This window comes from Bifidobacterium sp. ESL1130 (genome assembly GCF_058507935.1).
In genome coordinates this window covers 1,349,924-1,374,691 of sequence record NZ_CP196379.1, presented here as the reverse complement: position 1 = coordinate 1,374,691, position 24,768 = coordinate 1,349,924, and the positions used below count along the sequence as shown (strand labels likewise).

Below are 24,768 nucleotides of genomic sequence, written 5' to 3'. Positions count from 1 at the left end.
CACTGGTTAGGGGTGCCGGGCATCACGATGATTGGGTATGGCAAAGGGGCGGCCGGAATTGTTTCCGACCGCCCCTTCACTGTTGCGGATTCAGGCCTCACGGCAGTTATGCCGCTGAGCTTACTTCACTTCGATGGAGATGATGCCGGCCGGTTCCAGCGGCATATCGCTGCGGTCGGTGTCCACAGCCTCGAGCTTGTCGACCACGGCGCGGGATTCGTCATCGGCCACTTCGCCGAAGATGGTGTGATGGCCGTCGAGCCAAGGGGTGGGCACGGTGGTGATGAAGAACTGGGAACCGTTGGTGCCGTGCATCTTGCCGTCGGCGCCACGGCGCACGCCGGCGTTTGCCATGGCCAGTTTGTACGGTTCGTCGAACTTGAGCTCGGGCACGATCTCGTCGTCGAAATCGTAGCCGGGGCCGCCGGTGCCGTTGCCCAAGGGGCAGCCGCCCTGAATCATGAAGTCTTTGATGATGCGGTGGAACGTGAGACCGTCATAGAACTTGTCGTGGGACTTCTCGCCGGTGGCGGGGTTCGTCCATTCCTTCTCGCCGGTTGCCAGGCCCAGGAAGTTCTTCACGGTTTCGGGTGTCTTGTCGTCGAATAGGTCGAGTGTGATGTCGCCTTCGGATGTGTGCATGATAACTGTAGTCATGAGCCTCATTCTCGCACGGATTAGGGACGGTGTCGGGCCGTTTGCGGGCAATGCAGGCGTCGGGGATGTAGCCGGTTATAAGCAACGGTGATACGTAATTTGGCCGATAGTGCCGTGTCGGCGTGCATGATTCTGTACGCTGGCTGCAACGGGTGCGGTTCGGCCCGCATATCGGTGGAAGGTCAGGAACGTCGGCACGTGAGGTGCGGCGTGAGGGTCCGACCGGATGATCCCATGAAAGGAACGCGATGAGCGACGAACAACCAGATGGAGAACCGTTCTCGGGTTCGCTTGAATTTGAAGAACCGGTGCGGGTGTATCACATCAAGCGCAACGTGGTGATTGCGGTGGTTCTGGTGGTACTGGTGGCCCTTGTCGTCGGGCTTGGACCGCGCACCGTCGATGCGCTCAAGGCTCGAGCCCCCAAAGGTTCCAAAGCAAATCCGGTGACGATCGGCGTGGTGGGCGTGACGAGCCCGGAATGGGTGGCCTTCAAGGACGAGAGCCAGAAGGAAGGCATCTACGTGGATCTGGTTGATTTCCAGGATTACACGTCCAACAATCCGGCGGTGGACTCGGGCAAGATGGATATGAACGAATACCAGCATTTGTTGTATCTGGCTAACTACAACGTGAAGAACCATAAGCAGCTTCAGCCCATCGGCGCGGTGGCGGTCTATCCGCTGGGCATGTACTCCACCAAAGTACGCAGCGTCGATGAGATTCCGCAGGGATCCCAAGTGCCTATCCCGGACGATGAAAGCAATCAGGCAAGGGCGCTGAGTGTGCTTAAATCTCAGCATCTCATCGAACTGAAGCACCCTTGGACGCCGTTCACAACTCCCGCGGACATCGACCAAGATGCTTCCAGAGTGAAAGTGATGCCGGTCAAAGGGGCGCAAGTGCCTACATTCCTTAACGATCCGAAGGTCTATGCCGGCGTTATCAACAATGATTTTGTGGCCGATGCCGGGCTCAAGCCCACCGACGCCATCGCCACCGACGATCCCGATGGCCCCGAGGCCAGACCATACATCAACGTGTTCGTGGTGCGCAGTGACGATGTCAAGAACCCCACATACACGAAACTGGTGGAGATTTTCCACCGTAAACGTGTCATGGACGGGGTGGCCGCCAAGTCGAAGGGGACTGCCGTGCTTGCAGGCCAGTACACCGCAGATCAGCTTCAGGGCTATCTCAAAGACATCGAGAGGGAAGCCAAAAGTGCCGGGGAGTAAGTGACGGCTGGCCCGATACTGACGTGGGTCAACCAACAGCGACGGCAAGATGACAATTTGAGGAATGAGGAACGCATATGACAGATCCAGCCATTGTCTTCGACCACGTGGTCAAGGAATACCAGAGTGACGGCTCCAATCGTAAACCGGTTCGTGCCGTGGACGATGTCTCGCTGAGCATCGAGCAGGGGGAGATATTCGGCATCATCGGTTATTCGGGTGCCGGCAAATCCACGCTGGTGCGCATGATCAACGCACTTGAGCGGCCCACCTCGGGTACGGTTACCGTGCTGGGGGAGGACCTGAACGGGCTCAAAGGCGCTCAGCTGCGGGCGATGCGGCAGAAAATCGGCATGATTTTCCAACAGTTCAATCTGTTTGCCAACCGAACGGTGGCGCAGAACATTGTGTATCCGCTGGAACTTGACCACTGGCGCAAGGATTATCAGGAGCGACGCGTGCAGCAGCTGCTCCGGTTCGTAGGTCTTAGCGACTACGCCGACCGGTACCCGGCCAAGCTTTCCGGCGGGCAGAAGCAGCGTGTGGGCATAGCCCGGGCCTTGGCCACCAACCCCAAGATTCTGCTTGCCGATGAGGCGACGAGCGCACTCGACCCCCAGACCACGGCGGAAGTGCTGGATTTGTTGCGCCAGGCCAACGAGCAGTTGGGAATCACCGTGGTGACCATTACCCACCAGATGAGCGTGGTCAAGCAGATAGCCAGCCGTGTGGCGGTGATGAGTCAGGGCAGAGTCGTGGAAACAGGGGCCGCCTACAACGTGTTTGCCCTGCCTGATCAGGCGGTCACCAAACGTTTCACTGCCACCGCAGTCTCCGGACTGCCCGAGCCGGCACGTTTGGAGACCATGCGTGCACAGTGGCCGGGGCGCATCGTCACCATCAAGATTCGTCAGCGCGATGTGATGGACGGCGACGAACTGCTGTCCCCGGCCTCCGGGCAGGACATATCCGATCTCATCGCAAAATTCGGCGTATCCACCAGCATGCTCTACGGCGGCATCGATACCGTGGACGGCTCTGCCATCGGAGCGATGACCTACGAGTTGAGTGGGGACGAGATGACGGTGAACCGGTTCCTCGAAGCGTTGAGCCGGGGCAGTGACGTCTACGACTTCGGCACGGCGGCCAATCCTGTGCAATATCAGCAGGCCGTGGCTCGTGTGCTCAATCCAGCATCGTTGACAGTGCCGCCTGTGAGCACCGATAGCGATGTGCGCAGTGCATTGAGTGAAACCGCAATCAGTGAAGACGAACAGGGAGGTGTGCGATGAGTGCAACGAATTGGGTGGACGCCGGTTTTGCAACGGCACAGTCTGTTGCCGTTGGAAGGGGCACACGCGCAACGGTGGTGTTGGCGGCGAACCAAAGCTGGGATGTGCTCAAACCGTTGCTGTTGCAGTCCATCGGCCAGACCCTGGAAATGGTGTTGGTCACGTTGGTTGTCGGCGGCCTGCTCGGACTGGTGCTCGGTGTGGTGCTCTACGGCACACGCCCGGGCAACCTGTTTGAGAACGCCGTGGTCTACCGGGTGCTCGACGTGATCGTCAACATCGTGCGTCCCATCCCGTTCATCATCTTTCTTGCCGCGGTGCAGCCGCTGACGGTCAAGGTGGTAGGTACCTCGATCGGCACTACTGCGGCAATCTTCCCTATGGCATTGATGGCCACGTTCGCCACCTCGCGGCTCGTGGAGCAGAATCTGGTGAGTGTGGACCCGGGAGTGATCGAGGCGGCACGTGCCATGGGCGCCTCCTCGTTCACCATCATCCGCACCGTGCTCATTCCAGAGGCACTCGGCCCGCTCATCCTGGCCTATGCATTCCTGTTCATCTCCATTCTGGACATGTCGGCGATGGCCGGCTATATCGGCGGCGGCGGGCTGGGAAACTTCGCCATCTCCTACGGCTACCAGAAATACGATGCGTCTGCCACGTGGATGGCGGTCATCATCATGATCGTGCTCGTGCAAGTGGTGCAAGCCATCGCCAATGCACTGGCCAAGCACATATTCCGACGCCGTCAATAACGCGTGGGGTGGTATGACGGCATATCCGATACGTGGACAGGTACACCCCACGGCGGTGCATCTCGCCTATAGTGGTTTTATGGCCACGCCGACAGGCGGCATCGTACCCGAAAACAGGTTTGGCCGGGTTCTGCGCATCAGAACAACGGCATCAACGGAAGTGAGTGGTATCATGAGCGAGCATCTCACCATCGATGACGACATCGTCGCCGTCAGGCACCGGTTGCACGAGCACCCGGAGATGAGTCTGCACGAGCATTGGACCACACAATTCCTGCGAGAACAGCTCGAAAATCACGGCATCAACGTACTCGACACTGATTTGCAGACCGGGTTGGTGGCGGAGATTCATGGGGAGCGTCCAGGGCCGCGCATCGCCCTGCGTGCCGACATCGACGCGCTGCCTATCGAAGAGCACAGCGGGTTGGAGTTCGCGTCCCGCAACACCGGTTGCATGCACGCCTGCGGGCATGACATCCACATGTCAGGTCTTCTGGCGGCCGCTTTCTGGCTTGCCCAGCGGCCGGAACTCATTCACGGGTCGATCGTCATCCTGTTCCAGCCTGCGGAAGAGAACGCGCAAGGGGCGCGATTGGTGGTGGAGTGCGGAGCGTTGGGCAGCGTGGATGCCGTAATAGGCACGCACAACAATCCCGAGATGAAACCGGGGCAGATTGCCGTGGGTAACCAACCCATGATGGCGGGCTGCGTAAAATTCGACGTGACGTTGCACGCCCAAGGGGCGCATGGCGCGCACCCTGATCACGGTACAGGCCCCATTGAGGCGCTCGCCTCCATGATCCTGTCGTTGCAGACCATCGTGAGTCGCAACATTCCGCCGTTCAACCCGGCGGTTCTTTCGGTTACCTCCGTGCGAGGGGGAGAAATGTGGAATGTTATTCCGCAAGAGGCGGGATTCTTGGGGACAGTGCGTTATTTCCACCAGGACGATGGGGAGTCCATGGAGCGGCGCTTCCGTACCATCGTTGAGTCGACGGCGCAAGCGTATGGTATCACGGCGGACGTGGAGTGGAATGTTGTGGCGTTCCCGTTGGTCAGTGACGAATACTTGGCCGGCAAGGTGATGGAACGGGTTCCCGACTACGCGCAACTCGTACCGATCATCCCCTCAATGGGTGGTGAAGACTTCTGCAACTACCAAGGTCTGGCTCCGCTGGTGTTCGCTTCCATCGGTTCCAACGGCGGGCCGGGGCACCATGGTGTGCACAGTCCCGGCTTTGTGGCGCTCGACGAAGCCATCAAACCCACCGCCGAGTTCTATGTCAATGCGGCACTCGACGTGGCGCAGGCCATCGAAGAGCGACGCGCATGCGCTGACGTCCCGCGTCGCACCGGTTGCGAGGATGAAATATGATGGGGACATGACTCAACTTCGTTTCGCCATCGCTCAAATCGACACCGCCGTAGGCAACCTTGAAGGCAACGCCGGCACCGTGCTTCAATTCGCACGCGCTGCCGCTTCTCAAGGAGCCCAAGTAGTGGCGTTCCCTGAGATGACGCTCACCGGGTATCCCATTGAAGACCTCGCTCTGCGCGCCACGTTCCGCACGGCCGCATGGAACAAAGCGAATCAGTTGGCGCAAACCCTCAAACGCGAAGGCTTGGGTGCGCTGTACGTGGTTGTCGGCACGGTTGGCACGTCCGCAACGGGCACGAAACCCACCAATCGTCTCGTAGTGCTGCACGACGGTGTGGTATGGGCCGGATATGACAAGCATTTCCTGCCCAACTACGGTGTGTTCGACGAGTTCCGCATTTTCGCGGCAGGAGAACGGTCGGTCGTGCTCGACATCGACGGCGTGCGTGTGGGCGTGGCCATCTGCGAAGACATCTGGCAGGACGGCGGGCCGGTGGCCGAGTTGGCCGGCCGCAACATCGACGTGCTGCTGACCATCAACGGTTCCCCCTACGAGGAAGGCAAAACGCACACGCGTCTCGATCTGGCCGCCCGGCGTGCCGGCGAGGTCGGAGCACCGCTCATCTACGTCAATCAGGTGGGAGGCCAAGACGATCTCATCTTTGACGGCGGAAGCTTCGTGGTGGACGCCGACGGGACGCTGCTTGAACGCTCGCCGATGTTCATGGAACATCTCGGCATCTTTGACTTCGACTCTTCAACCGCTCATCAGACTCCGGGGCAGGTGGCGTCCTGGCCATGCAGAGACGAGGAGGTCTACACCGCCTGTGTGCTCGGGCTGAAGGACTATATGGCCAAGAACGGGTTCACCGGAGTGGTGCTCGGCCTGTCGGGCGGCATCGATTCGGCACTGGTGGCGGCCATGGCGGCCGACGCAGTGGGCGGCGAGCACGTATGGGGCATTTCCATGCCCAGCATGTACTCCTCCGACGGGTCGAAAGACGACGCGGCGGATCTGGCTCGCAATCTCGGAGCGCACTACGAGATCCAGCCCATTGAGCCGCTGTTCACCGCCTTCCAGAACCAGCTGGAATTGGAAGGCGTGGCGAAGGAGAACCTGCAGGCACGCATCCGCGGAGTCATCGTGATGGCCTACTCGAACGGTCAGAACCTTCTGGCGCTCGCCACCGGCAACAAATCCGAGCTGGCATGCGGCTACTCCACCATCTACGGGGATGCCGTGGGAGGGTACGCGCCCATCAAAGACCTGCTGAAAACGCGCGTATGGGATCTGTCCCGATGGCGCAACAAGGCCGCAGCCTCCGGCATGGGGATCGGTGGCCTGCATATGGTCGGCAACGAACATGGTGGAGCCGGAACGCCACTTGACGGCGGTGTGATGATTCCGGTGAACAGCATCGACAAAGCGCCGAGCGCGGAGTTGCGCCCCGGGCAGAAAGACTCCGATTCTCTGCCGCAATACGATCTGCTTGATCAGGTGCTCGCCGCCTATATCGAAAAAGCCCACGGGAGGGCCGACCTGCTGGCCGACGGATTCGATGAAGAGACGGTCGACACGGTGATGCGGCTGGTGGACCGGGCCGAATGGAAACGCCGTCAATACCCGTTGGGGCCGAAGGTCACGGCGCTCGCATTCGGACGCGACCGCAGGCTGCCCATCACCAACGCGTTCCGCGAGTAGTCGCACAAATCATGCAAGGCAGAATCGACCATGGCAGCGAAAGGATCGTAACGATATGAACAGCAAGGAACACCAAGAAGAGTGGTATTTCAACACAGTGACCGGTGAGCCGGAGCTTGGCAAACTTTCACCGGCCAACCAGCGTAGCGGGCCCTACCGCACCCGCAAGGATGCACTTGACGCATGGAACATAGCCCAAGAGCGCAACCTGACGTGGGATGAGCAGGATAAGCGCTGGAACGCTTGGCAGGCTTGATCAGGTCCACATGATGGCCGCGCCGCGTCCCAGAACCAACAAGGCGCACACATACAGCGCACAGCATATGCCAAACACCCAGTCACGTCTGCCTGTCTTCATCTCATGCCACCGGGTGCGTGGCATGCCCGCCTCGTAGCAACGCGCATCGAGCGCGAGCGAAAGGTTGTCGGAATGACGCAACGCGCCTGTGAACACCGGCACGATGATGGCTGCCAATGCTCTGATGCGTTTGGCCGGAGTGCCGGTTTCGATGCTGCCTCCACGCGCCGACTGCGCATCGACGATGGAACGTGCCTCTTGGGCAAGGGTGGGCAGAAAACGCAAGGCCAGACTCATGACCAGAGCAATCTCCTGGGTATGCAAGCCCCAATGTGAGAGAGGGGAAAGCAAGGACGCAAAACCGTCCGTCAGTTCGGTTGGTGTGGTGGTGCGCAACAATACCGCCCCGATGATCACCACCAATGCCAAGCGGCATGAGTAGAGCACCGCATCGGCAAGACCGGCCTCCGTGATCGCCAGTGGTCCCCAAGAGAAGAAGGTGCGGCCGCCTTGCACAAAGAACATGTTGACAATGCCGAGAATGGCGAACATGCCGAGAAACAGTTTGAGAGAACCCAGGAGCTTCAACGGGTTGATGCGTGCCGCACCGATGATGGCAGCCACGGCCGCCGTTGAGAGCAGCAGTTGGGCGGGCGTGGCCACAGTGAACCCGGTGAACAGCAACACCAGGAACAACACCAGCTTGACACGCGGATCGAGTGAAGCGATGAACGAGCGATGGGATGCGGCTGCGTTTGGCGCCGATGCGGATTCGTGTCGCGGTGCGGCATGGCGTGTTGAAGCCGGTTGTGCCTCAGGCTCTCGCTCCCCATGCAGCTTGACGATACGAGCCCCCAAACGAGCCGCCTGCTCCTTGGCATGGGTGATGAGCACAACGGTGACGCCTTGTGCATGTAAGGACAAGATGAGCTGGTCGATCCGTGCCGCTGCGGTACTGTCCAACCCTGCGCTCGGTTCGTCCATGATGAGTATGCGCGGGTGGCAGGCAATGATGCCCGCTATGGCGACGAGCCGCTGCTGGCCGCCGGACAAGGCAAAGGGCGAACGGTCTGTCAACGCTCCCATGCCCAGCATGTCCAGTGCTTCCTGCGCTTGGCGTTCGGCATCCTCCTGTGTCAGCCCCTGGTTTCTCGGCCCATAGGCGACATCCTGAAGCACGGTGTCTGCGAACAGCTGGCGTTCCGGCTGTTGCATGACCAATCCGACGGTGCGGCGCAGCGTGCGCTTGTCAGCGCGGCTGAGATGACGCATATCCAATCCTGCTACGCGCACCGTACCGGTGTCAGGTGCGGAAAGCGCCGTCAACACGCGTGTCAGTGTGGTTTTCCCGGTACCGTTGCGGCCCATGATGGCAATGATCTCTCCGGCATCGATGTGCATCGTCACGTCATGCAAGGCATCACGTTGGGCATTGGGGTATCGCATGCTGACATGTTCCACACTGATGACGGGGTCATTGCCGGCAGCGGCATCTAAGCCGGCGCTGGATGCGGCCGTTGGTGCAGTGGTCAAGTCCGTTTCGGCATCGGTACACACTGTGCCGGCATCGCCTACGCCGTCCATCGCGGTCGCGCTCGAGGCTGTCACATCGTGCAACAGCCCGTCACGTAGTTCAAGCACGCGGTCGGCACCCTGCAATTCAGCGGGTTTATGGGTGACGTGGACGATGGTGGTGCCGTTGTCGTGCAAGCGCTCCAGGATATGCAGCACATCGGCTTGTGCCTCTTCGTCAAGCATGGCGGTGGGTTCGTCAAGCACCAGCAGACGGGGAGACATGGCCAAGGCTCCGGCCATCGTCACGCGCTGTTGCTGGCCGCCGGACAGTCTGGTGGGATCGGCGGCCCTGAAATCGCTCATTTCCACGGCGCGCAATGACTCGTCCACGCGTGTGCCGATGGTAGTGCGCGGCATGTTCAGGTTCTCCGGCCCAAAAGCGGTGTCATCAGCAGTTACTGTAGTAATGAGCTGGTCGGCAGGATTTTGGAAGACGACGCCGATGTCGCGGCGTGCCGCACGGTATTGGTCGGCGTCCGGGGTGCTCTCGTGGAAGACCTGATGGCCGAGTAGGGTGATTTCTCCCTCGTCGGGAGCCGACAGACCAGCGATGAGACGGACGAGCGTGGATTTTCCGGCACCATTGGGACCGATGATGCACAGTCGTTCGCCCGGAGTAATGCTCAGGTCGATACCGTCCAATACCCAGGTCTGGCCGCCGTTGTGGCTGAACCGTACGTCGCGCATGCGTACGAGCGGCTCAGCCGAGAGGGTGCTGCATTGCGAGATCGCCACGGTGTCAGCGATTCAGGAAGTTCGAGATCGGCTTGTAGATCAGGAAAGTGACCACGCCGTTGATGGCGAACTTGATGAGGTTGAACGGCAGCAAGGTAGGCACGATGATGGCCACGACCTTGTCTACCGGCCAACCGGTGTAGATCGGTGTGATGAGCAGGTTGCACACGATGGCCATGATGAGCGCGCACACGGCTCCCACGATGATGGCAACGGCTGCACGGCCGCGCGTGCGGCGAGTTTTGTAGATAAACGCCGCGGGCATGCTCAGCGACAGTGCCACGATGATGGCGATGAGGGCTCCCCAAGGGTCTCCGAACACGTGCGGCAGGAAGCTCAAAATGCTTACTATGGCCGCCGCCGAGGGGCCGAATGCGAATCCCGCTATAAGGCAAACGATGCCGGATGGATCATATTTCAGCCAGTTGGTGCCCGGCATGATGGGGAACCCCACAAAACTCAGCGCCATGGCCAGCGCTACAAACAGCGCGTAGACGGCGATGCGTTGGGTGGACCAGCGGCCGGAATCGGCAACGCCGGTGGCATGGGAGGACTGCGTCTTATCGCGGCGCCCATCGTTGTTTTGGGTATGCTGATTAGAGCTCATATCGAGCCTCGTTTCTTTCATCCGGACTATGACCGTTGGCTTCGGAGTCTCACCGAATCAGCCGCTTGCGCAGCGCGCGGGCTTCGTGCCGGGAACCGTTATGACAGTGGTTCCGGACGTTACCGCCAGTAAGGAATTGCACCTTCCCTGAAACTTGCACTTCCAAGCTATACACGTACGGCTCGCCAAATGGGCACGAGAGTGTGAACGGTACGTCCGTCCGGTCTCGTTGGGCGGGCGTGCAAGAATGACGGTATGAATGAAACAGAACACATGACCTCCGCAGATTCGCAGCGCCCCTCGGTCGGCAAGGATATTGAGCGTTCCGGTGCTGCTCGGCCGGCACGTCGTGGCATGCTTCACCAAGGGCGAACCATCGAACGCCTGGCCATCGTAGTGGTGACCTACAAGCGCCAGGAGTTGTTGGGAGAGCTGCTGGAATCCATCGAGCACTTGGAACAGGCGCCATGGCGCATCGTGATGGTGGACAACGAGCACAGCGACCGCACCCGAGACATGGTGCTTGAGTTTTCGGCCAGAGTGGCGGCACGTTGGGGGCAGACCGATCCTGACGACCAGGGCGGGCGTTCGCGCGTGGTGTATGCCCCGCAAAGCGGCAACATCGGTGGTGCCGGCGGGTTCAATGCCGGTGTGAAGAAAGCCTATGAGCTCGGCGCGCAATGGTTCTGGGTGATGGATGATGATGTGGCGGTGCTTCCTGACGCCATCGACAAGTTGGCCAAGTGGACGCCCAACCACGATGTCATCCAAGGCTCGCGCTTCGATTTTGATGGAGGTCCGTTCTACTGGCAGTACGACTTCATCGTTCCTCTGGGTATTCCCAATCCCATCGCTCCTGCGGCATTTGGGCCGTCCGGGTATCACCGGATGAACACCCTGTGCTTCGAGGGGGGGCTGTTCCGCCGCTGCATCGTCGAGAAAATCGGATTCCCCGACCCACGCTTCTTCATCTACTGGGATGACACCATGTACGGTTATCTGGCCAGCAAAGTCACCGAGTCGATTGTGGTGGTCGACCGCATCATCCGCCGCACGCGCACCATCGGCAACTGGGACATCGCTGGAGTTCGCCAGCTCAACTCCACTTCGGACATGAACCGCTACCACATCATGCGCAACCGCGGCTATATGGCGCGTTACTTCATGGCGCACGGCGACTATCGTCCGGCGATGTTCGCCCTGGGTACCTTCCTGACGGGCGTCAAGGAGGTGATTCGCCTGGTGGCTGTAGACCGTGAGCATCTGGGCAATGGGCTCAAGCAGATCTTCAAGGGATGGATCGATTCGAGAAAACTGCTGCACGACCCTGACTGGAAGCCCATGCCGTCTTTGCGTTGAGCGAAACCGACCTGCCGGCAGATCGGCTGATCGTCTGATGTGCCGGTGCGTACGGTCGAACTCCGCCGAATGCAGACGGGGCGGCAATATGGGCATGTTGCGTAACGTGTCGTCTTTTTGGGTATCGGATGAGTTAAGATACCTGAGTTTATAAGCTCATGAACCAAAGGGGTAATGATGATTGAAACAGCGCAGGCCTTCGGTGTCGATATCGGTGGTTCCGGCATCAAGGCGGCTCCCGTCGATTTGGAGCACGGGCAGTTTGCCGAGCCGCGCCTGAAGATTCTCACCCCCGAGAACTCCACCCCTGAAGCGGTGGCGGCAGTGGTGCGCCAGGAGCTCGACCATTTCGAGGTTCCTGCCAGCGCTCCGGTGGGCATCGCGTTCCCGGCACCCATCAAGCCCGGTCAGACCATTGACTTCATGGCCAACCTTGACAAGTCCTGGATCGGTACCGATGTGACCGAGGTCTTCTCCCAGGCGTGCGGCCGTCCTGTCACGGTGGTGAACGACGCTGATGCCGCAGGTCTTGCCGAGCAGCAGTTCGGTGCGGCGAAGGGGCATGACGGTCTGGTCATCGCCACCACGCTGGGAACCGGTATCGGCACGGCACTCATCTACAACGGTGTGCTCATTCCCAACACTGAGCTTGGTCACATCGAGCTGCAGAAGGGCAAGGGCGACGCGGAGAAGTATGCTGCGTCCTCAGTGCGCGACCAGCAGAGCTTGGGCTACAAGCGTTGGGCCAAGCGCCTTACCAAGTATTACGGGCTGCTGGAAAAGTACTTCAGCCCGGATCTGTTCGTAGTCGGTGGCGGCGTGAGCCGCATGAGCGAGAAGTTCCTGCCGTACATCGAGATCAAGACCCCGTTGGTGCCGGCGCAGCTGCGTAACGAGGCAGGCATTATCGGTGCCGCATACTATGCGGCGACCAAGCAGGCGTGAGCATTCTGCCATTGATATTCGGGGGCGAGTCTTGAGGCTCGCCCCCGTCTGTATAGGGAGCGTGACGGTGCCGGTTGTGGGCGCTGCCGGCAGATAAGCAGATACACGCTCAAATCAAGGAAGGTGTGTGCCTATGTCGTACCGGCCGGTGCATTTTTCATCACGTGTGGGCAGCGTGACACTCAACGCCGTTGCCCAGGCCGAAGCGCAAGCCAAGAGCCGAGGCGTGGCATTGGGTAAACTCAACGATTCAAACCCCACCGCCAACGGACTCGGACCGGCATTGGTTCCCGGCATCTACGATGCACAACCCAAGGGGCCGCAGACAGCACGCCGCGCCTTAGCCGAATTTCTGGAAGAACGCGGTCGCGCCGAAAGCAGTGGAGAAGGGCAGGAGGGGCATGCGGTAGACCCTGAGAGACTCTACCTGTTGAGTTCCACATCGCAGGCGTATTCGTGGCTGTTCAAACTGTTGTGCGACGCCGGAGACGTTGTACTGGCGCCCAAACCCGGATACCCTCTCATTGAGTCCATAGGGCGGTTGGAAAACGTGGAGACGCTCGAATACCAGCTGTCGTTCGACGGATCATGGTTCATGGATCTGTCGCAAATTGAAATGCTGCTCGATTCCGAAGCCAGCTCTCGCACTCGAGCCATCGTCGTCATCAACCCCAACAATCCCACCGGCTCCTATGTTAAACCGGACGAGCGTGCCCGCTTGGTGGCATTGTGCGCGCAACGTGGCATCGCCATCATCGCCGATGAGGTGTTCTTCGACTACACGCTCGAGCCATTCCCCGGCAACCGTCGCTTTGCTCGGGAGAAAGAAGCATTGGTCTTTGCGCTCGACGGCTTCTCCAAACTGTTGGCCGCGCCGCACGCCAAAGTGGGGTGGATCGAGGTTTCCGGGCCAGATGAACTGGTAGAGGAATCACTGTGCAGATTGGACATGATTGCCGACGACTACCTGCCGATGAGCAACATCATTGCCGAGCAGATGCCCGAACTGCTGGGCGCGGCACCGAGCCAACTTGCTCGGGTCGGAGGGCGTGTCCATGCCAATTTGGCCACGCTGCACACCATGTTGGATCGGCATGAATCCGGGCTGGTGTCCTTGCTGCGGCCCGAGGGAGGCTGGAACGTGTTGGTGCGTTTCCCCTCGACGATCGATGAGACCGAATTGACGCTCTCACTCATCGAGCACCACCATCTCACCGGTCAGCCTGGATACTTCTTCGACATGCCGGGCAACGGCGCCATGGCATTATCCTTGTTGCCGGAACCTGATGTATTTGCCTCCAATGTTGCCGCATTGTTGGATGCAGTCGATGCCATGGTGCTCTAAGAGCTGCACGGTTCACAGTGAAAAGAGGAGCGAGAACCAGGACTGTACGGTGTGGAACAATACCGGATCGTGTTTGATGAGCGCATCGTCTCGTCCTGGGGTGAATGCGGTGAGCACACTGATCAGCAGGCTGGCGCTGACCAGCACCACACACAGTAACCGTATGGCGGCGAGCCGTACAGGGGTGCTGTGCCATGACATGGCAGACGCGCTTGCATGCGTTTCATCGGCTGTGAGTACGCGCAACTCGCCGGAGGTGTCCGCATGCATGCTGGCAGTCACTGTCACCAGCACCACAGCAGCCACCAACGCCAGCAGCCAGCCGAAATCAATCATGTAGCGCCATGACAGGCCGCCTTTGGCGCTGTCCACCACGATTAGCAGCGCAGCAAGGGCCACTGCTGCCACCAGCGTGGGGAAGATGCCTGACGTGCGTAGACGACGACGCATCCATGGCAGCGCGACCACCAGTAGCAGCGCCGGGCACAGCATGAACAGGCCGCCGGCCATCGGGTCGGTGTAACTCCAGTTCGTCATCGGAGTTGCGGTGATTCCCAAGAAGGGGAAACGGTCCATGAAGGTCAGGGGAGTGGCCAGATAGTATCCGATTTCAGACATCAGGTTGCGCGCATTGCCGGTAACGGTCATCATATCGGATACCGTAAGCTGGTATTGTTCCCCGAAGTTCAACGGCGAACCGAAGCGTGCGGCGTTGTAGATGCCGACGGAAATGATGATGGCCAATGCAGGCAGGAGCGCCGCGCATAACAAAGTGATGGCATTTCGTCGCTCCGCTCGCGCTGTGCTGCCATCTGTGGGCCTGAAGCGCTTGGAAAGAAGCGTTTTGGCAATGGCCTGCAGCTGCCTCCAAAACAGGGGAAGTGCCAGCAAAGCCGTGAAGATGAACGTGGGGCGGCACCCGATCGTACCTGCCATCGCCAGAGATCCCGCCGCCAAATGGGGCCATGAGACCGGTGGGGCCGATCCGATGCGTACCGTATGTTTGTTGCGCTTTTCTTCGCAGTTGATGGCACCGAACCAGAACCACAAGCCAACGATGCTCAGCAGGAGGGAAGCGGCGCAAGGCACCGAATAGAAGTTGGTGCGCAACGCCAGATAGCTTACGTTCGACCCCACCAGCAAGGTGAGCAGTGCCAATATCATGCCGGCCAGTGGGGCGTTGGGGGCGACCCGTTTGGTCACGCGAATCATGAGCAGGGCAGCGAAGAGAATAATGCCGAATGTCATTATGCCCACGGCGGCATGCGTGGAGAGCATGAGACCTCCAGGAGTGAACCAGCTGGAAATCAACCGGAAGGGGGCAAAGAGCAGCAACGCCGGCAATACGCCGAAGTATGAGTACCAGTGCCCCTGATAGAACACATAGTCCCAGTAGATCGGTGTCACCCCATCATGCAGCAGTTGCTCGCGTACGGAAGGATCGTAAGGGTTGGAAGCATGCAACAGTTCGCTCGGCACCGGCATATCCAAGGAGACCTGACCGTGCAGCAGAGCGTCGGCGAGGTGGCCGTACTGGTTGAAATCGTACGTGTAGTTGCCCGGCTGGTGGAATGCCATCGACTCAGGGGATACGGCGTTGGGAATAATGTCGGCCAATGTGGCTGCGCCCAACAAAGCGAACATGCCCCAGAACAATCCGCGCTGCTTGCGACTGCCGGTGTCCAGCGATATGCGCCACAAAGGGGATCCGGGACGGAACGCCTCGACGAATACGGCGATGACTGCCATGAGCGCGATGCGCACCGGTTCGATGCTGAAAGGAACGCGGACGTTCGTGCGCAGGTCCGTGGCCGCCACGCGTGTGCCGGCAGCCTCTTGAATCCACAACTTGACCGTGCTGCCACGGCCCACGTTCAGATAGTGGGAGCGCGGAGCATCTTGGGACAAGGAGATGCTGCGCCCCATATGGCCATCCACCTGCGGAGCCACAAAGAACGACTTGCTGAGCCTGGTGTGTGGTGAATCGGCCGTTTTGTCAATGTTCATGTCGACGCGCACGTAAGGGGAGCTGCCATCGCTGTCTGCCTCGATCCACGCCTGTTGAGGGTCATGGACTATCAGTGTGCCGTCGTTCTGCCGTTCCAGACCGGCACCAATCGCGTTGAGCGCTGCGGCGGAATCCGTGCTGGCCGACGTAGAAGTCCAGAATGGCAGGTTGCACACCACACACTCGAGTATGGCGATCAGCAAGACCCACAGCAGGGCTCTCAGAGCGGCTGTGGATAGGCGGTTGGGCCGGTTTTTGCGAACGTTCACCCTGTTATTCTATAAGCTGGAATGTCTGAATGGATTGAAAGAATAAAATCTATGTCAAAATTCACGCCGCACATGCATGACAGAGATTCGCTGCCGGAAGACAACGGCATCTTTTCGCGCGTCGTGAACGCCGCTCGTAAAGCCGCCTCAGCTGTCTATGAAACCGCACAGCAAAGCCACATACCCGGTCAGGGAAGCAGCGTACCAAGTGGGAGCGGAACCAGCGGGGGCGTGGGGGCTGACGCAGCGGACATGAGTCGTATCGTGGAGGGCATCGAAGCCCACGCATTGACGCTCTCACCGCTGGTAAAAACGCATATGTTCCCCGACTTTCCAGGCATTGCAGACGGATTGGTTCCAGGATGGGCGCAACTGCCGCAGCGCCACGGTACTGCCTTCTCTCTCGGCGTATTCTTCGATGGAGCTAAAAACAGATTCCACCAGTTGGCGCTCGCTGACGGTCAAGGGCGAGTTTTTGTGAGCGTCGATCCCAACGATGACGTGCAATCCCTGACCCCGGCACTCTTCTTCAGCAAAGAAGGCGAGATAACACTGGCCGATAGCAGCCGTATCTCGCGCGCAGGCAACCGGAACGCAGATTACGTTCCGCCAAAAGCCCTGCAAGGTGCCGTGGTCGGAAGGGACGCATCGGGAGAGCCGATGTGGCTTTCCTCCTGGCTTTCCGTAGGCAAGCGGTACACGCTCGAACAGCTGCGTCTCGACGTGCCGCGTAACTTGCGCGTGGACCTCGAATACCGTGATGCGCTCGCGATTGCCTTCTTCTGCGCTTGCGCCATGCCGCATTACGTGGGCACCATGGGCTTTGGCGCCGGCAATATTTTCCGCAGACTCAACCACGAAGCGCCCCTAGGTGCCATACGTCGTGCCGTGGCCGATGGCACTCAAGCCAAAGCCAAGGGGCTGCGTGTCTCTGGCCTGGAGGAATACTTCGCGCGACTGATGCGTGAAGCCGGGGCGTTGGAGAGCACGAAAGGTCTGGAAGCGGTACATGGCAGAGAGCCGTTGAGCTTGGTTACTCTGAACCATTCCGGCATGTACGCCTTCGACTGGGGAGAGGCGTTGGAACTGTCCTCGGCGTTGCGCGCACTGCATATCGAAGGCAATCTGAACCGTTTCGCCGCCGTAAGTGCCTGGCTGGAACATAACGCACGCGTCGGATCGTTGCCGATCGAAGACACCGTTTCGGTGGAGCAAGCTGCCGATATTGACGCGACGCTGTTGCGTAATCCGGCGCTAGCCGCTTTCGACGTGAACGATCAGGGGAGGCTGCGTCTGGATGAGCCAAGCGCCGACTCTGTGCAGCGTGTGCTGCATATCGCGCAGCAAGCCGCACTGCAGAACATGGAACATGACGGTGTGCAACCAGATGGCACCGGTCAACGTGCGCAAGGGGAGTGGGAATACCGGCAAACCCTTTCCGGGTTATTGCGCAGCCTACGTTTCCCTTTCCGTTTCGACGCTGATTTTCGCTCGAACATCGCGCAGGGCGAGACGGCTATATCCCTGAGTGCGGTGGGTTCCTCCATGATGCCGCAGCATCGGTGGGATGGCGGCCGTCATCAGTGGGTTGACTATACGCACAGCGAACGCGTGGAGATGAGTGTGGACTACAACCTGCGTGCAGGCTTGGTGCTGGCCGCGCTGTGCTTTGGCGCCAGTGAGCAGGTGAATCGTGTTTCGCTGCGCATTGAGTCGCTTGGCTTGGAGCAAGCCTTGGAAGCACAGGATTCGACGATCGGCGAGATGATCGCGCGAGCGTTGGGGGCGTTGAAGAGGGCCGATGTTCCTTCACGAGGCACGCGTTCCAAAGCCGATCCCAAGGACGGCGACGTGCACGGAGACCCTGCGCAGGTCAGCCTGAGTGATGACCACGGTCAGATTCGCACCGATGCCTCGACCCAAGACCGTGCGGCTGATGGGACGGATGATGCTCGCACCGCGCGTCAGGCTGCGACGGCTTCGCAGCCCTGCGAGGAAGATGCGGCTCAGCACCCTGCACAAAACGATGCGCATACGGATAATGGCGCAGGGAGCAACAGCGAGACCGCAGGCGTTTCGGGACACCGCAATGATGCTGGTGATGACAGTTCGGTAGATGCGCAGTTCGCTGACCTCATGCAGGGAGTCGACATCGACGACATGGCCATTGCTGCGCAGGAACGTGACCGCCGCATGGGACTGTGGGGTACCGGTATGCATCAGCATGGCGGTTTTGCCGGTGATGGCACTGGTGTCGACGGCGATTTTGAGGATGATATGGACGGCGCCGACATGGGCGACGGGTCTGTCGGCTCAAGAGGGGACATGCTGCGTGGCAATGTGCAGGTTCCTCAGCCTATTGCCGTGGTGACGGTGACATTCACCCGCGAAGATTTCATGCGGCGCATCGCCGAGGGCGGATTGGATAATCCTCAGGAACTGTATCTGCAGTGTGCCGCGGCAATGGCACTGGATTCAATCGAAGGGTTCGCTGAGATCGTCCCGCAGTTCACCCTGCACGATAAGCGTTTTGCTCCTGCCACCGCTCAGTCGGAGCCGGAGTTCTCTGATGAGGTGCTGCCGCAGGCTCAAGCACAGGTTTTGGGGACGCAGACAGTGAGCGGTCTGTCGATTCAGCGAGGCGACGTACTGCAACGCGTGGATTCGGACTTCCAACGTTTGGCGATGGATGAGTCCATGCCGCGAGTAGGCAAGGCACAGGAGGCCATGCGCATCGTGGCTGCGGTGGGAGACCCGGAACTTGATGACTTGGCGCCGATGGTGAGTCGTGCGCTCATCGACGGCGACGATGTGCCCGACATCCATTTTGTTCTGAGCAAGCAGATAGATGATGCGCGCCTCAAGGCGCGAGACCTGCTTTTCTCCGGCAGATTCAATCAGTCCATCGAACTGCTGGAGCAGACGCTCGACGAGATTGACGCCCGTTACGACTCGATTCCTGGCGTGCCGCGTTACTTCAACTCCTATGCGGAGCGGGTGGTGTACAACCGGCTGTTCGCCACCCCCGACGAGTGCACGGTGCTCATTCCTGACAGCCTGTTCTACGCGCACATGGAACTGTCGGATGTGATGTCGCAAGTGCAGGGGCCTGCTGCGGCACTGTCGCACCTCAACAAGATGGTGGCCTATGCTCCGGCCTACCCGCTCTCGCATATGCGTCTGGCGGTGCAGTTGGCACGAGGCGAGGACTGGAATTCTGCACGCGCTGCCTGTTTGAACGCGCTTCGGGTGAGCTTGGACGGGGATGATGCAGCGTATGCTTACTACCGTCTGGCTTACGCGGAATGGATGAGTGATCGGCTCGACGTGGCCGCTGCCGCTTATATGATGAGCGAACATCTGGCGCCCGGCAAGATCGAGTCGGCCCCAGAAGAACTGCACGAGGTCGTAGGCAGAGCTCAATCCCAGTGCATTACTGTGCCTTCTTCGCCGCAAGAGGTGAGCCAGATGCTTGCATCACATGACATTCCGGTCTGGCCGCACATCGGTGTGGCGCCGATGGTAAGTCAGGCCGCACAGGTGTGCGTGGATCGTGGCATGTTCATACCGGCGCGCACATTGGCCGTAGCCAAGGCTCGCATGAGTGAGGGCAATCAAGATGGTATCGACATGGCGCAGATGCAATTTCTGCGCTCATTGGGGGCATGATGGGAATCGAGGCACACGAGCATCAGGAAGCGCTGAATCTGGGGGTGTCGCAGTTCACTCCAGGGTCGGCGGCCTGGGTTGCGGCATTGAGTGCAACCGACGCGGATGCCATGACGTTGACCGTGCTCGACGTTCCCGCATTGACCAGCGAGGTTGCGGCACGTCTGTGGGCAAAGTTGGCCGCGTGGGTGGAAAACGATCAAGTGGCGTATTACATCGACGATGCGCCGGTCTCCTCTGACGCGGCGTATGATGCCAGACTGCGCTGCCTGCAAGCATTGGAAGCAGCATTCCCGGTGCTTGATACCCCGCAGTCTCCCACACATCGTGTCGGCGGCACCTTCTCGAACGATTTTGCTTCGGTGAGGCATCCATCTCAGATGATGAGTCTCGATGATGTGTTCTCTATAGATGAGCTGAAAGACTGGTATGACGGGGTGCGTCAGGCGTTGGAGTGGCCTGAAGACGAAGCGCTGCCCATGACCTGTGAAGTCAAGATCGACGGGCTGGCGCTCAATCTCATCTACCGTTCCGGAGTACTTGAACAGGGGCTGACCCGCGGGGACGGAGTGACGGGCGAGGATATCACCACCAACGTGCGCACCATCTCCTCCATACCGCCGAATCTTGGCGGCAAGGCCGAAGATATTCCACAGTTCGTGGAGGTTCGCGGCGAGGTGTTCATGCGTTGGGACGATTTCAAACGTCTCAACGAGGCGAATGAGAACGCCGGGCGACCTCCGTTCGCCAATCCTCGCAACGCTGCTGCGGGAAGTCTGCGGCAAAAGGATCCTCGCATCACCGCCACACGCCATCTGAGCTTCTACGCGCACGGGTTGGGACGTTTGGACTGGGGTGACGGTGCGACTGGGCATGACGCGGTGAACGACCAGTCGCAGGCCTATGCGTTGTACCAGACGTGGGGCGTGCCCGTGTCCCCGCATAACCGGGAAGTGACCGGGTTCGACCAGATTCTCGAGATGATCGACTACTACGGTGAGCATCGCGGAGACATCGAGCATGCACTCGACGGCATTGTGGTCAAGGTGGACGATCTGGCGCTGCAGCGTCGTCTCGGTTCCACTTCTCGCGCTCCTCGATGGGCTATCGCCTACAAGTACCCGCCTGAAGAGGTCAACACCCAGCTGCTGGATATCACCGTGCAAGTGGGGCGCACCGGCCGGGTCACCCCGGTAGCGGTGCTTGCGCCGGTCTACGTTGCCGGTTCCACGGTGGCTGCCGCCACATTGCACAATCCCACCGAAGTCAAACACAAGAATGTGCTCATCGGCGACACCGTGGTGGTGCGCAAGGCCGGAGACGTGATTCCCGAGATAGTGGGGCCGGTGCTGGAACGGCGGCGTGGTCGCGAAGAGCAGTTGCGAGAGTTCGAGATGCCACAATATTGCCCTTCGTGTGGTACGAAACTGGCACCGTCCAAAGAGGGCGACAAAGACATCCGCTGTCCAAACGTCGAATCCTGCCCGGCGCAGTTCAGCGAAAGGGTCATCCATCTTGCTTCCCGCAAGGCGTTCGATATTGAGCACTTGGGTGAGCAAAGCGCCATTGCGTTGACCAACCCGGAAGATAACCGGCCTGACAGCGTCGCCACCTACATGCCCGGCATTCAGGAGATCGAAGTGAAGCCGGGGGAGGAGCCGGCACCGTACGAGCCGGCCGCAGGCCTGGTGCTCCCGGCTCCTCAGGAACCGGTGCTCACCAGCGAGGCAGGCCTGTTCTCGCTGGACGCCGCAATGTTGCGCAGCGTGCATGTGTGGCGCGAGATTCAAGTGATAGAAAAAAGCGTGGAGGTCGATGCCAACGGGCGCAAGCACTTTCACCGCAAGGCGCTCGGCGGTTCTGGCCTATGGCATACTGTCCCTGCGTTCTGGACGTTGCCGTTGGATGCCAAGAAACCTGCCGGCAGTGAAGAGTATCAGATTCCTGAAGATGCTGTGGTAGTAGGCAGCAGAACGGTGAAGCGGCGGAAGGAAGCCGACGAGGAGAGGCCGCTGTATGTGCGTCCGTCCGAGACCACGCGCACCATGCTCGCTGAGATTGACAAGGCCAAAGACGCCGAGTTGTGGCGTGTGCTGGTGGCATTGTCCATCCGGCGCCTCGGTCCGCCCACAGCACGCCTGGTCGCCACGACTTTCGGCAGTTTGGAAGCCATCGAACATGCCAGCGTGGAGGAGCTGTCCGCCATTGACGGAATCGGTCCGGAAATTGCCGAATCGGTGTCAGGTTGGTTCCAGGCCGCGCACAATCCTGACGATTGGCGTTTCGCGGTGCTCAAGGCGTGGAAAGATGCGGGCGTGGGCAGTCACGCTGCCCAAATCAGCCAGCTGCCGCAAACGTTGTCAGGCAAAACTGTGGTTGTCACAGGCTCATTGGAAGGTTATAGCAGAGATTCGGCCAAGGAAGCCATCGTGGAACGTGGCGGCAAGGCCGCGGGTTCGGTGAGCAAGAAAACCGACTACGTGGTGGTCGGCGAGAATGCCGGGTCCAAGGCGGCGAAAGCCGAGGAGCTGGGCATTCCGCAGCTGGACGAGGAACAGTTCAAGATGCTGTTGGAAACCGGGGACGTGCAGGAATCGTAGGCTGACCTACTATGGGTTGCTGTGCGGCCTCATTGTCCTGCCTATCAGAGATGCGTGTACAAAACTGTATATTTTGCAAAATTTGCTGAATATTGATTCTACGTTTGTTGCGTGAGTCAGGATGGTCAACGGTATCAATAAAAGTAATAGCGGATGATAGCTTTTATAAAAAATAGTATACGAGAGTTGATGAATGAACACGCGCTGGGCTGTAATTTGATATGACATCGCAAAGGCGCGACACGCCCGGATGGAGTTGTGTTTAAAGATGTTTTTTTACTACGTATGACTCAAAAAGGCACAGAATTCTGTAATTGAGTTGTACTTTTTTAGCGGATGCCATACGCTGTCTTATGCAGGGAAATTTGAAGTGGTTGTATAAAAGTTCTCTGTATAGCCGTAAATCAGTACTGATGGTTATTCGTAATCCGAATAATGATGGAAAGGTTTGACTATGTCAATCACAAAAACGACATTCAACAATTTCGACCCTACCGAAGGTCGTGGAGCTTCAATGAATTATGCAGCTGGTTGTTGTTGCTGCTCCTGCTCTTGTTCATCGGCTGCGGTGTGAGCTGAATTCTCTAGCATCGCGGTGGAAGGGCTGGTGCACAATGTACCGACCCTCCCATGAGGAGCAACAATGATTATTCTGCAAGATATAAAAGTTAATCTTTCTGGGAAAACCATCTTGGATTTTGCTGGAAAGAACATTGAAATCAGCAATGGTAGTAAGTTGGCGGTTCTTGGCGAAAATGGAGCCGGGAAGACTACTCTGATTAATACCGTTTTAGGCGAGTACAAGCTGAGTCGCGGTGCAATTGAGAAGGACTTTCAAGGCAGCGATGTCGGCATCGTATTTCAGGACAACAGCTATAGTGACTTAATTAAGGTTAAAGAGTTTGTCGCTTTAATTTTTCCACACTGGCGTCGAGACAGTGTTGATGCTTTCTTAAATAAGTATCAGCTCAGTGGCTTGGAAAATTCGTTGATTAAGGATCTTTCCGCCGGTGAATTGCAGCGATTTACTTTGGGCTTGGTTCTGTCACAACAGAAATCTGTGTATTTCTTCGATGAAATCACGTCAGGGCTGGATGCATACAAGCGTAGTCAACTTTTGAAGATTATGACTGAGGAAACCAGAGACGCTACCGTAATCAATATTTCTCATTATTTTGAAGAAATCAATAATTGGGCTACAGATATCCTGATTTTGCGCCGTGGAAGACTTGCATTCTATGGCACTAAAAGTCAACTGTTTGCAGATTTTCCTCATATTGGTGCGCTGAAAGTGAATGGAATGGATGCATTTCCTGTTGATGAATCTATCCAGCATGCTGATACAGGGGATGGTACGGTGTACTACCTGAAAGACGCAGAAGATAAAGCAAAATTGACAGAACAATGTCATCAGGACAAAGTTGAATTCTCCTACCTTGAGCCAAGCATATATACGTGCTATCTCATGGCAAATCAAGCGGAAAGTATCGTGGCGTGAACAAAATTATTCTCAGTCTAAAAATGCAAATGCGTGTTCCGATATCGATTTTCTTTACGGTCTTTTTCCCGCTTATCATGATGTTCGTCATGATGACGTCGTTTAAGAATTTCGATATTGGCCAAGGGTATCATTTTATCGATAAATATGTGCTCGTCACGACTGGCATAGGCTTGATTCCGCTCACCCTGATTAGCTTTCCCATCTGGGTTGGTGAAAGTATTCGCAATGATAGTTATAAGCGGCTTAAATACTTTAATGTCAACTTACTGACATACACGCTCGCTGATGTTTTCTCTTATGTTGTGCTTGCTCTGCTGAGCATATTTGTGAATATTTCCGTCGCGTATTTTGTGTATGGGGCCAAACTTCCATCTTTCGGCTATCTGGCAGCGTATGTGCTTCAATGCCTGTATGGTGTCTTTGCATTCTTGCTAGTAGGAACGCTTATCGCTTTGGTTGTCAAGAATACTCGAGTATTACTTCCGCTCGGTATGACCTTGCTATTCGCGTGCTATATGTTTACCGGAGCGTTTGTTCAATTCGATAAGCTTCCCTCATCTATCCAAAAGATTGGAAGTGCTCTCCCATGGAAATATATGATGAATGATTTCTTTGAGATATGGGGCATGAATGAGTATTGGAATCTGTCGTTTTTGAAGGTAACGTCGCTGTGGCTTGTTGCTAGTGGAGTTGTGTTGCTGGGCGTCGTTTACCTACGCAAAACACTGGAACGTAAACGAGTGAACGCATCGTGAAGAGGTAAAACACGGTGCTGTACCGTGCTTCTAAGTTGACGTAACTGTGCGGAATCGGCTCCGACTATAGACGAATGTTG

18 protein-coding genes and 1 riboswitch are annotated in these 24,768 nt (G+C 58.1%); of the genes, 14 read left to right on the top strand and 4 right to left on the bottom strand.

Going from position 1 to position 24,768, the window contains the following annotated elements:
- Nucleotides 1-120 precede the first annotated feature (120 nt).
- Complete coding sequence (locus ACSYSO_RS05375; RefSeq protein WP_489760886.1) at nucleotides 121-657, bottom strand: peptidylprolyl isomerase; 537 nt, start codon at nucleotides 655-657, stop codon at nucleotides 121-123.
- A gap of 248 nt (nucleotides 658-905) precedes the next feature.
- Between ACSYSO_RS05375 and ACSYSO_RS05370 the strand changes: the two genes are divergently transcribed.
- From ACSYSO_RS05370 to ACSYSO_RS05345, 6 genes are all read left to right on the top strand, one after another.
- Nucleotides 906-1,895, top strand: coding sequence for a MetQ/NlpA family ABC transporter substrate-binding protein (locus ACSYSO_RS05370; RefSeq protein WP_489760885.1), 990 nt, complete (start codon nucleotides 906-908; stop codon nucleotides 1,893-1,895).
- A gap of 77 nt (nucleotides 1,896-1,972) precedes the next feature.
- Nucleotides 1,973-3,187 (top strand): methionine ABC transporter ATP-binding protein, encoded by a 1,215-nt coding sequence (locus ACSYSO_RS05365; RefSeq protein WP_489760884.1) that lies wholly within the window; start codon nucleotides 1,973-1,975, stop codon nucleotides 3,185-3,187.
- Nucleotides 3,188-3,336: 149 nt separating this feature from the next.
- On the top strand, nucleotides 3,337-3,942 hold the full coding sequence (locus ACSYSO_RS05360; protein ID WP_489760915.1) for a methionine ABC transporter permease: 606 nt from the start codon (nucleotides 3,337-3,339) through the stop codon (nucleotides 3,940-3,942).
- A 172-nt stretch (nucleotides 3,943-4,114) separates the two neighbouring features.
- The gene (locus ACSYSO_RS05355) at nucleotides 4,115-5,317 is read left to right on the top strand and encodes a M20 metallopeptidase family protein (protein ID WP_491702071.1); all 1,203 of its coding nucleotides are present in this window, start codon (nucleotides 4,115-4,117) and stop codon (nucleotides 5,315-5,317) included.
- A 7-nt stretch (nucleotides 5,318-5,324) separates the two neighbouring features.
- Nucleotides 5,325-7,022, top strand: a complete 1,698-nt coding sequence (locus tag ACSYSO_RS05350; protein ID WP_489760883.1) for an NAD+ synthase — start codon at nucleotides 5,325-5,327, stop codon at nucleotides 7,020-7,022.
- Between the two features lie 55 nt (nucleotides 7,023-7,077).
- On the top strand, nucleotides 7,078-7,278 hold the full coding sequence (locus ACSYSO_RS05345; protein ID WP_489760882.1) for a hypothetical protein: 201 nt from the start codon (nucleotides 7,078-7,080) through the stop codon (nucleotides 7,276-7,278).
- Here the strand turns inward: ACSYSO_RS05345 and ACSYSO_RS05340 are convergent, their stop codons facing one another.
- Complete coding sequence (locus ACSYSO_RS05340) at nucleotides 7,279-9,630, bottom strand: energy-coupling factor transporter ATPase (protein WP_491701655.1); 2,352 nt, start codon at nucleotides 9,628-9,630, stop codon at nucleotides 7,279-7,281.
- Between the two features lie 4 nt (nucleotides 9,631-9,634).
- Nucleotides 9,635-10,237, bottom strand: a complete 603-nt coding sequence (locus ACSYSO_RS05335; RefSeq protein WP_489798026.1) for an ECF transporter S component — start codon at nucleotides 10,235-10,237, stop codon at nucleotides 9,635-9,637.
- Between the two features lie 5 nt (nucleotides 10,238-10,242).
- A riboswitch (FMN riboswitch) is annotated at nucleotides 10,243-10,396 on the bottom strand.
- A 195-nt stretch (nucleotides 10,397-10,591) separates the two neighbouring features.
- Between ACSYSO_RS05335 and ACSYSO_RS05330 the strand changes: the two genes are divergently transcribed.
- The 3 genes from ACSYSO_RS05330 to ACSYSO_RS05320 all read left to right on the top strand — a co-directional run bounded on the left by ACSYSO_RS05330 (nucleotide 10,592) and on the right by ACSYSO_RS05320 (nucleotide 13,886).
- Entirely contained in the window at nucleotides 10,592-11,596 is a 1,005-nt protein-coding gene (locus tag ACSYSO_RS05330; protein WP_489760913.1) for a glycosyltransferase family 2 protein, read from the top strand.
- Between the two features lie 177 nt (nucleotides 11,597-11,773).
- Complete coding sequence (gene ppgK / locus ACSYSO_RS05325) at nucleotides 11,774-12,541, top strand: polyphosphate--glucose phosphotransferase (RefSeq protein ID WP_489760912.1); 768 nt, start codon at nucleotides 11,774-11,776, stop codon at nucleotides 12,539-12,541.
- Between the two features lie 133 nt (nucleotides 12,542-12,674).
- Complete coding sequence (locus ACSYSO_RS05320) at nucleotides 12,675-13,886, top strand: pyridoxal phosphate-dependent aminotransferase (protein ID WP_489760911.1); 1,212 nt, start codon at nucleotides 12,675-12,677, stop codon at nucleotides 13,884-13,886.
- 12 nt (nucleotides 13,887-13,898) lie between these two features.
- On the opposite strand, the gene ACSYSO_RS05315 is transcribed toward ACSYSO_RS05320, so the two are convergent.
- On the bottom strand, nucleotides 13,899-16,163 hold the full coding sequence (locus ACSYSO_RS05315) for a glycosyltransferase (protein ID WP_489798028.1): 2,265 nt from the start codon (nucleotides 16,161-16,163) through the stop codon (nucleotides 13,899-13,901).
- 51 nt (nucleotides 16,164-16,214) lie between these two features.
- Here ACSYSO_RS05315 and ACSYSO_RS05310 point away from each other — a divergent pair, with 51 nt between their 5' ends.
- The 5 genes from ACSYSO_RS05310 (at nucleotide 16,215) to ACSYSO_RS05290 (ending at nucleotide 24,688) form a co-directional block, all read left to right on the top strand.
- On the top strand, nucleotides 16,215-19,832 hold the full coding sequence (locus ACSYSO_RS05310; RefSeq protein WP_491701654.1) for a tetratricopeptide repeat protein: 3,618 nt from the start codon (nucleotides 16,215-16,217) through the stop codon (nucleotides 19,830-19,832).
- Nucleotides 19,829-22,432, top strand: coding sequence for an NAD-dependent DNA ligase LigA (gene ligA, locus ACSYSO_RS05305; protein ID WP_489760877.1), 2,604 nt, complete (start codon nucleotides 19,829-19,831; stop codon nucleotides 22,430-22,432). Before ACSYSO_RS05310 ends, ligA begins: the two co-directional genes overlap by 4 nt.
- A gap of 454 nt (nucleotides 22,433-22,886) precedes the next feature.
- The gene (locus tag ACSYSO_RS05300; protein WP_489760910.1) at nucleotides 22,887-23,006 is read left to right on the top strand and encodes a listeriolysin S family TOMM bacteriocin; all 120 of its coding nucleotides are present in this window, start codon (nucleotides 22,887-22,889) and stop codon (nucleotides 23,004-23,006) included.
- A gap of 69 nt (nucleotides 23,007-23,075) precedes the next feature.
- Nucleotides 23,076-23,930, top strand: coding sequence for an ATP-binding cassette domain-containing protein (locus ACSYSO_RS05295; protein WP_489760876.1), 855 nt, complete (start codon nucleotides 23,076-23,078; stop codon nucleotides 23,928-23,930).
- A complete protein-coding gene (locus ACSYSO_RS05290) occupies nucleotides 23,927-24,688 on the top strand; it encodes an ABC transporter permease (RefSeq protein WP_489760875.1) in 762 nt (253 codons plus the stop codon). The genes ACSYSO_RS05295 and ACSYSO_RS05290 overlap by 4 nt, the downstream gene beginning before the upstream one ends.
- Nucleotides 24,689-24,768: the final 80 nt, after the last annotated feature.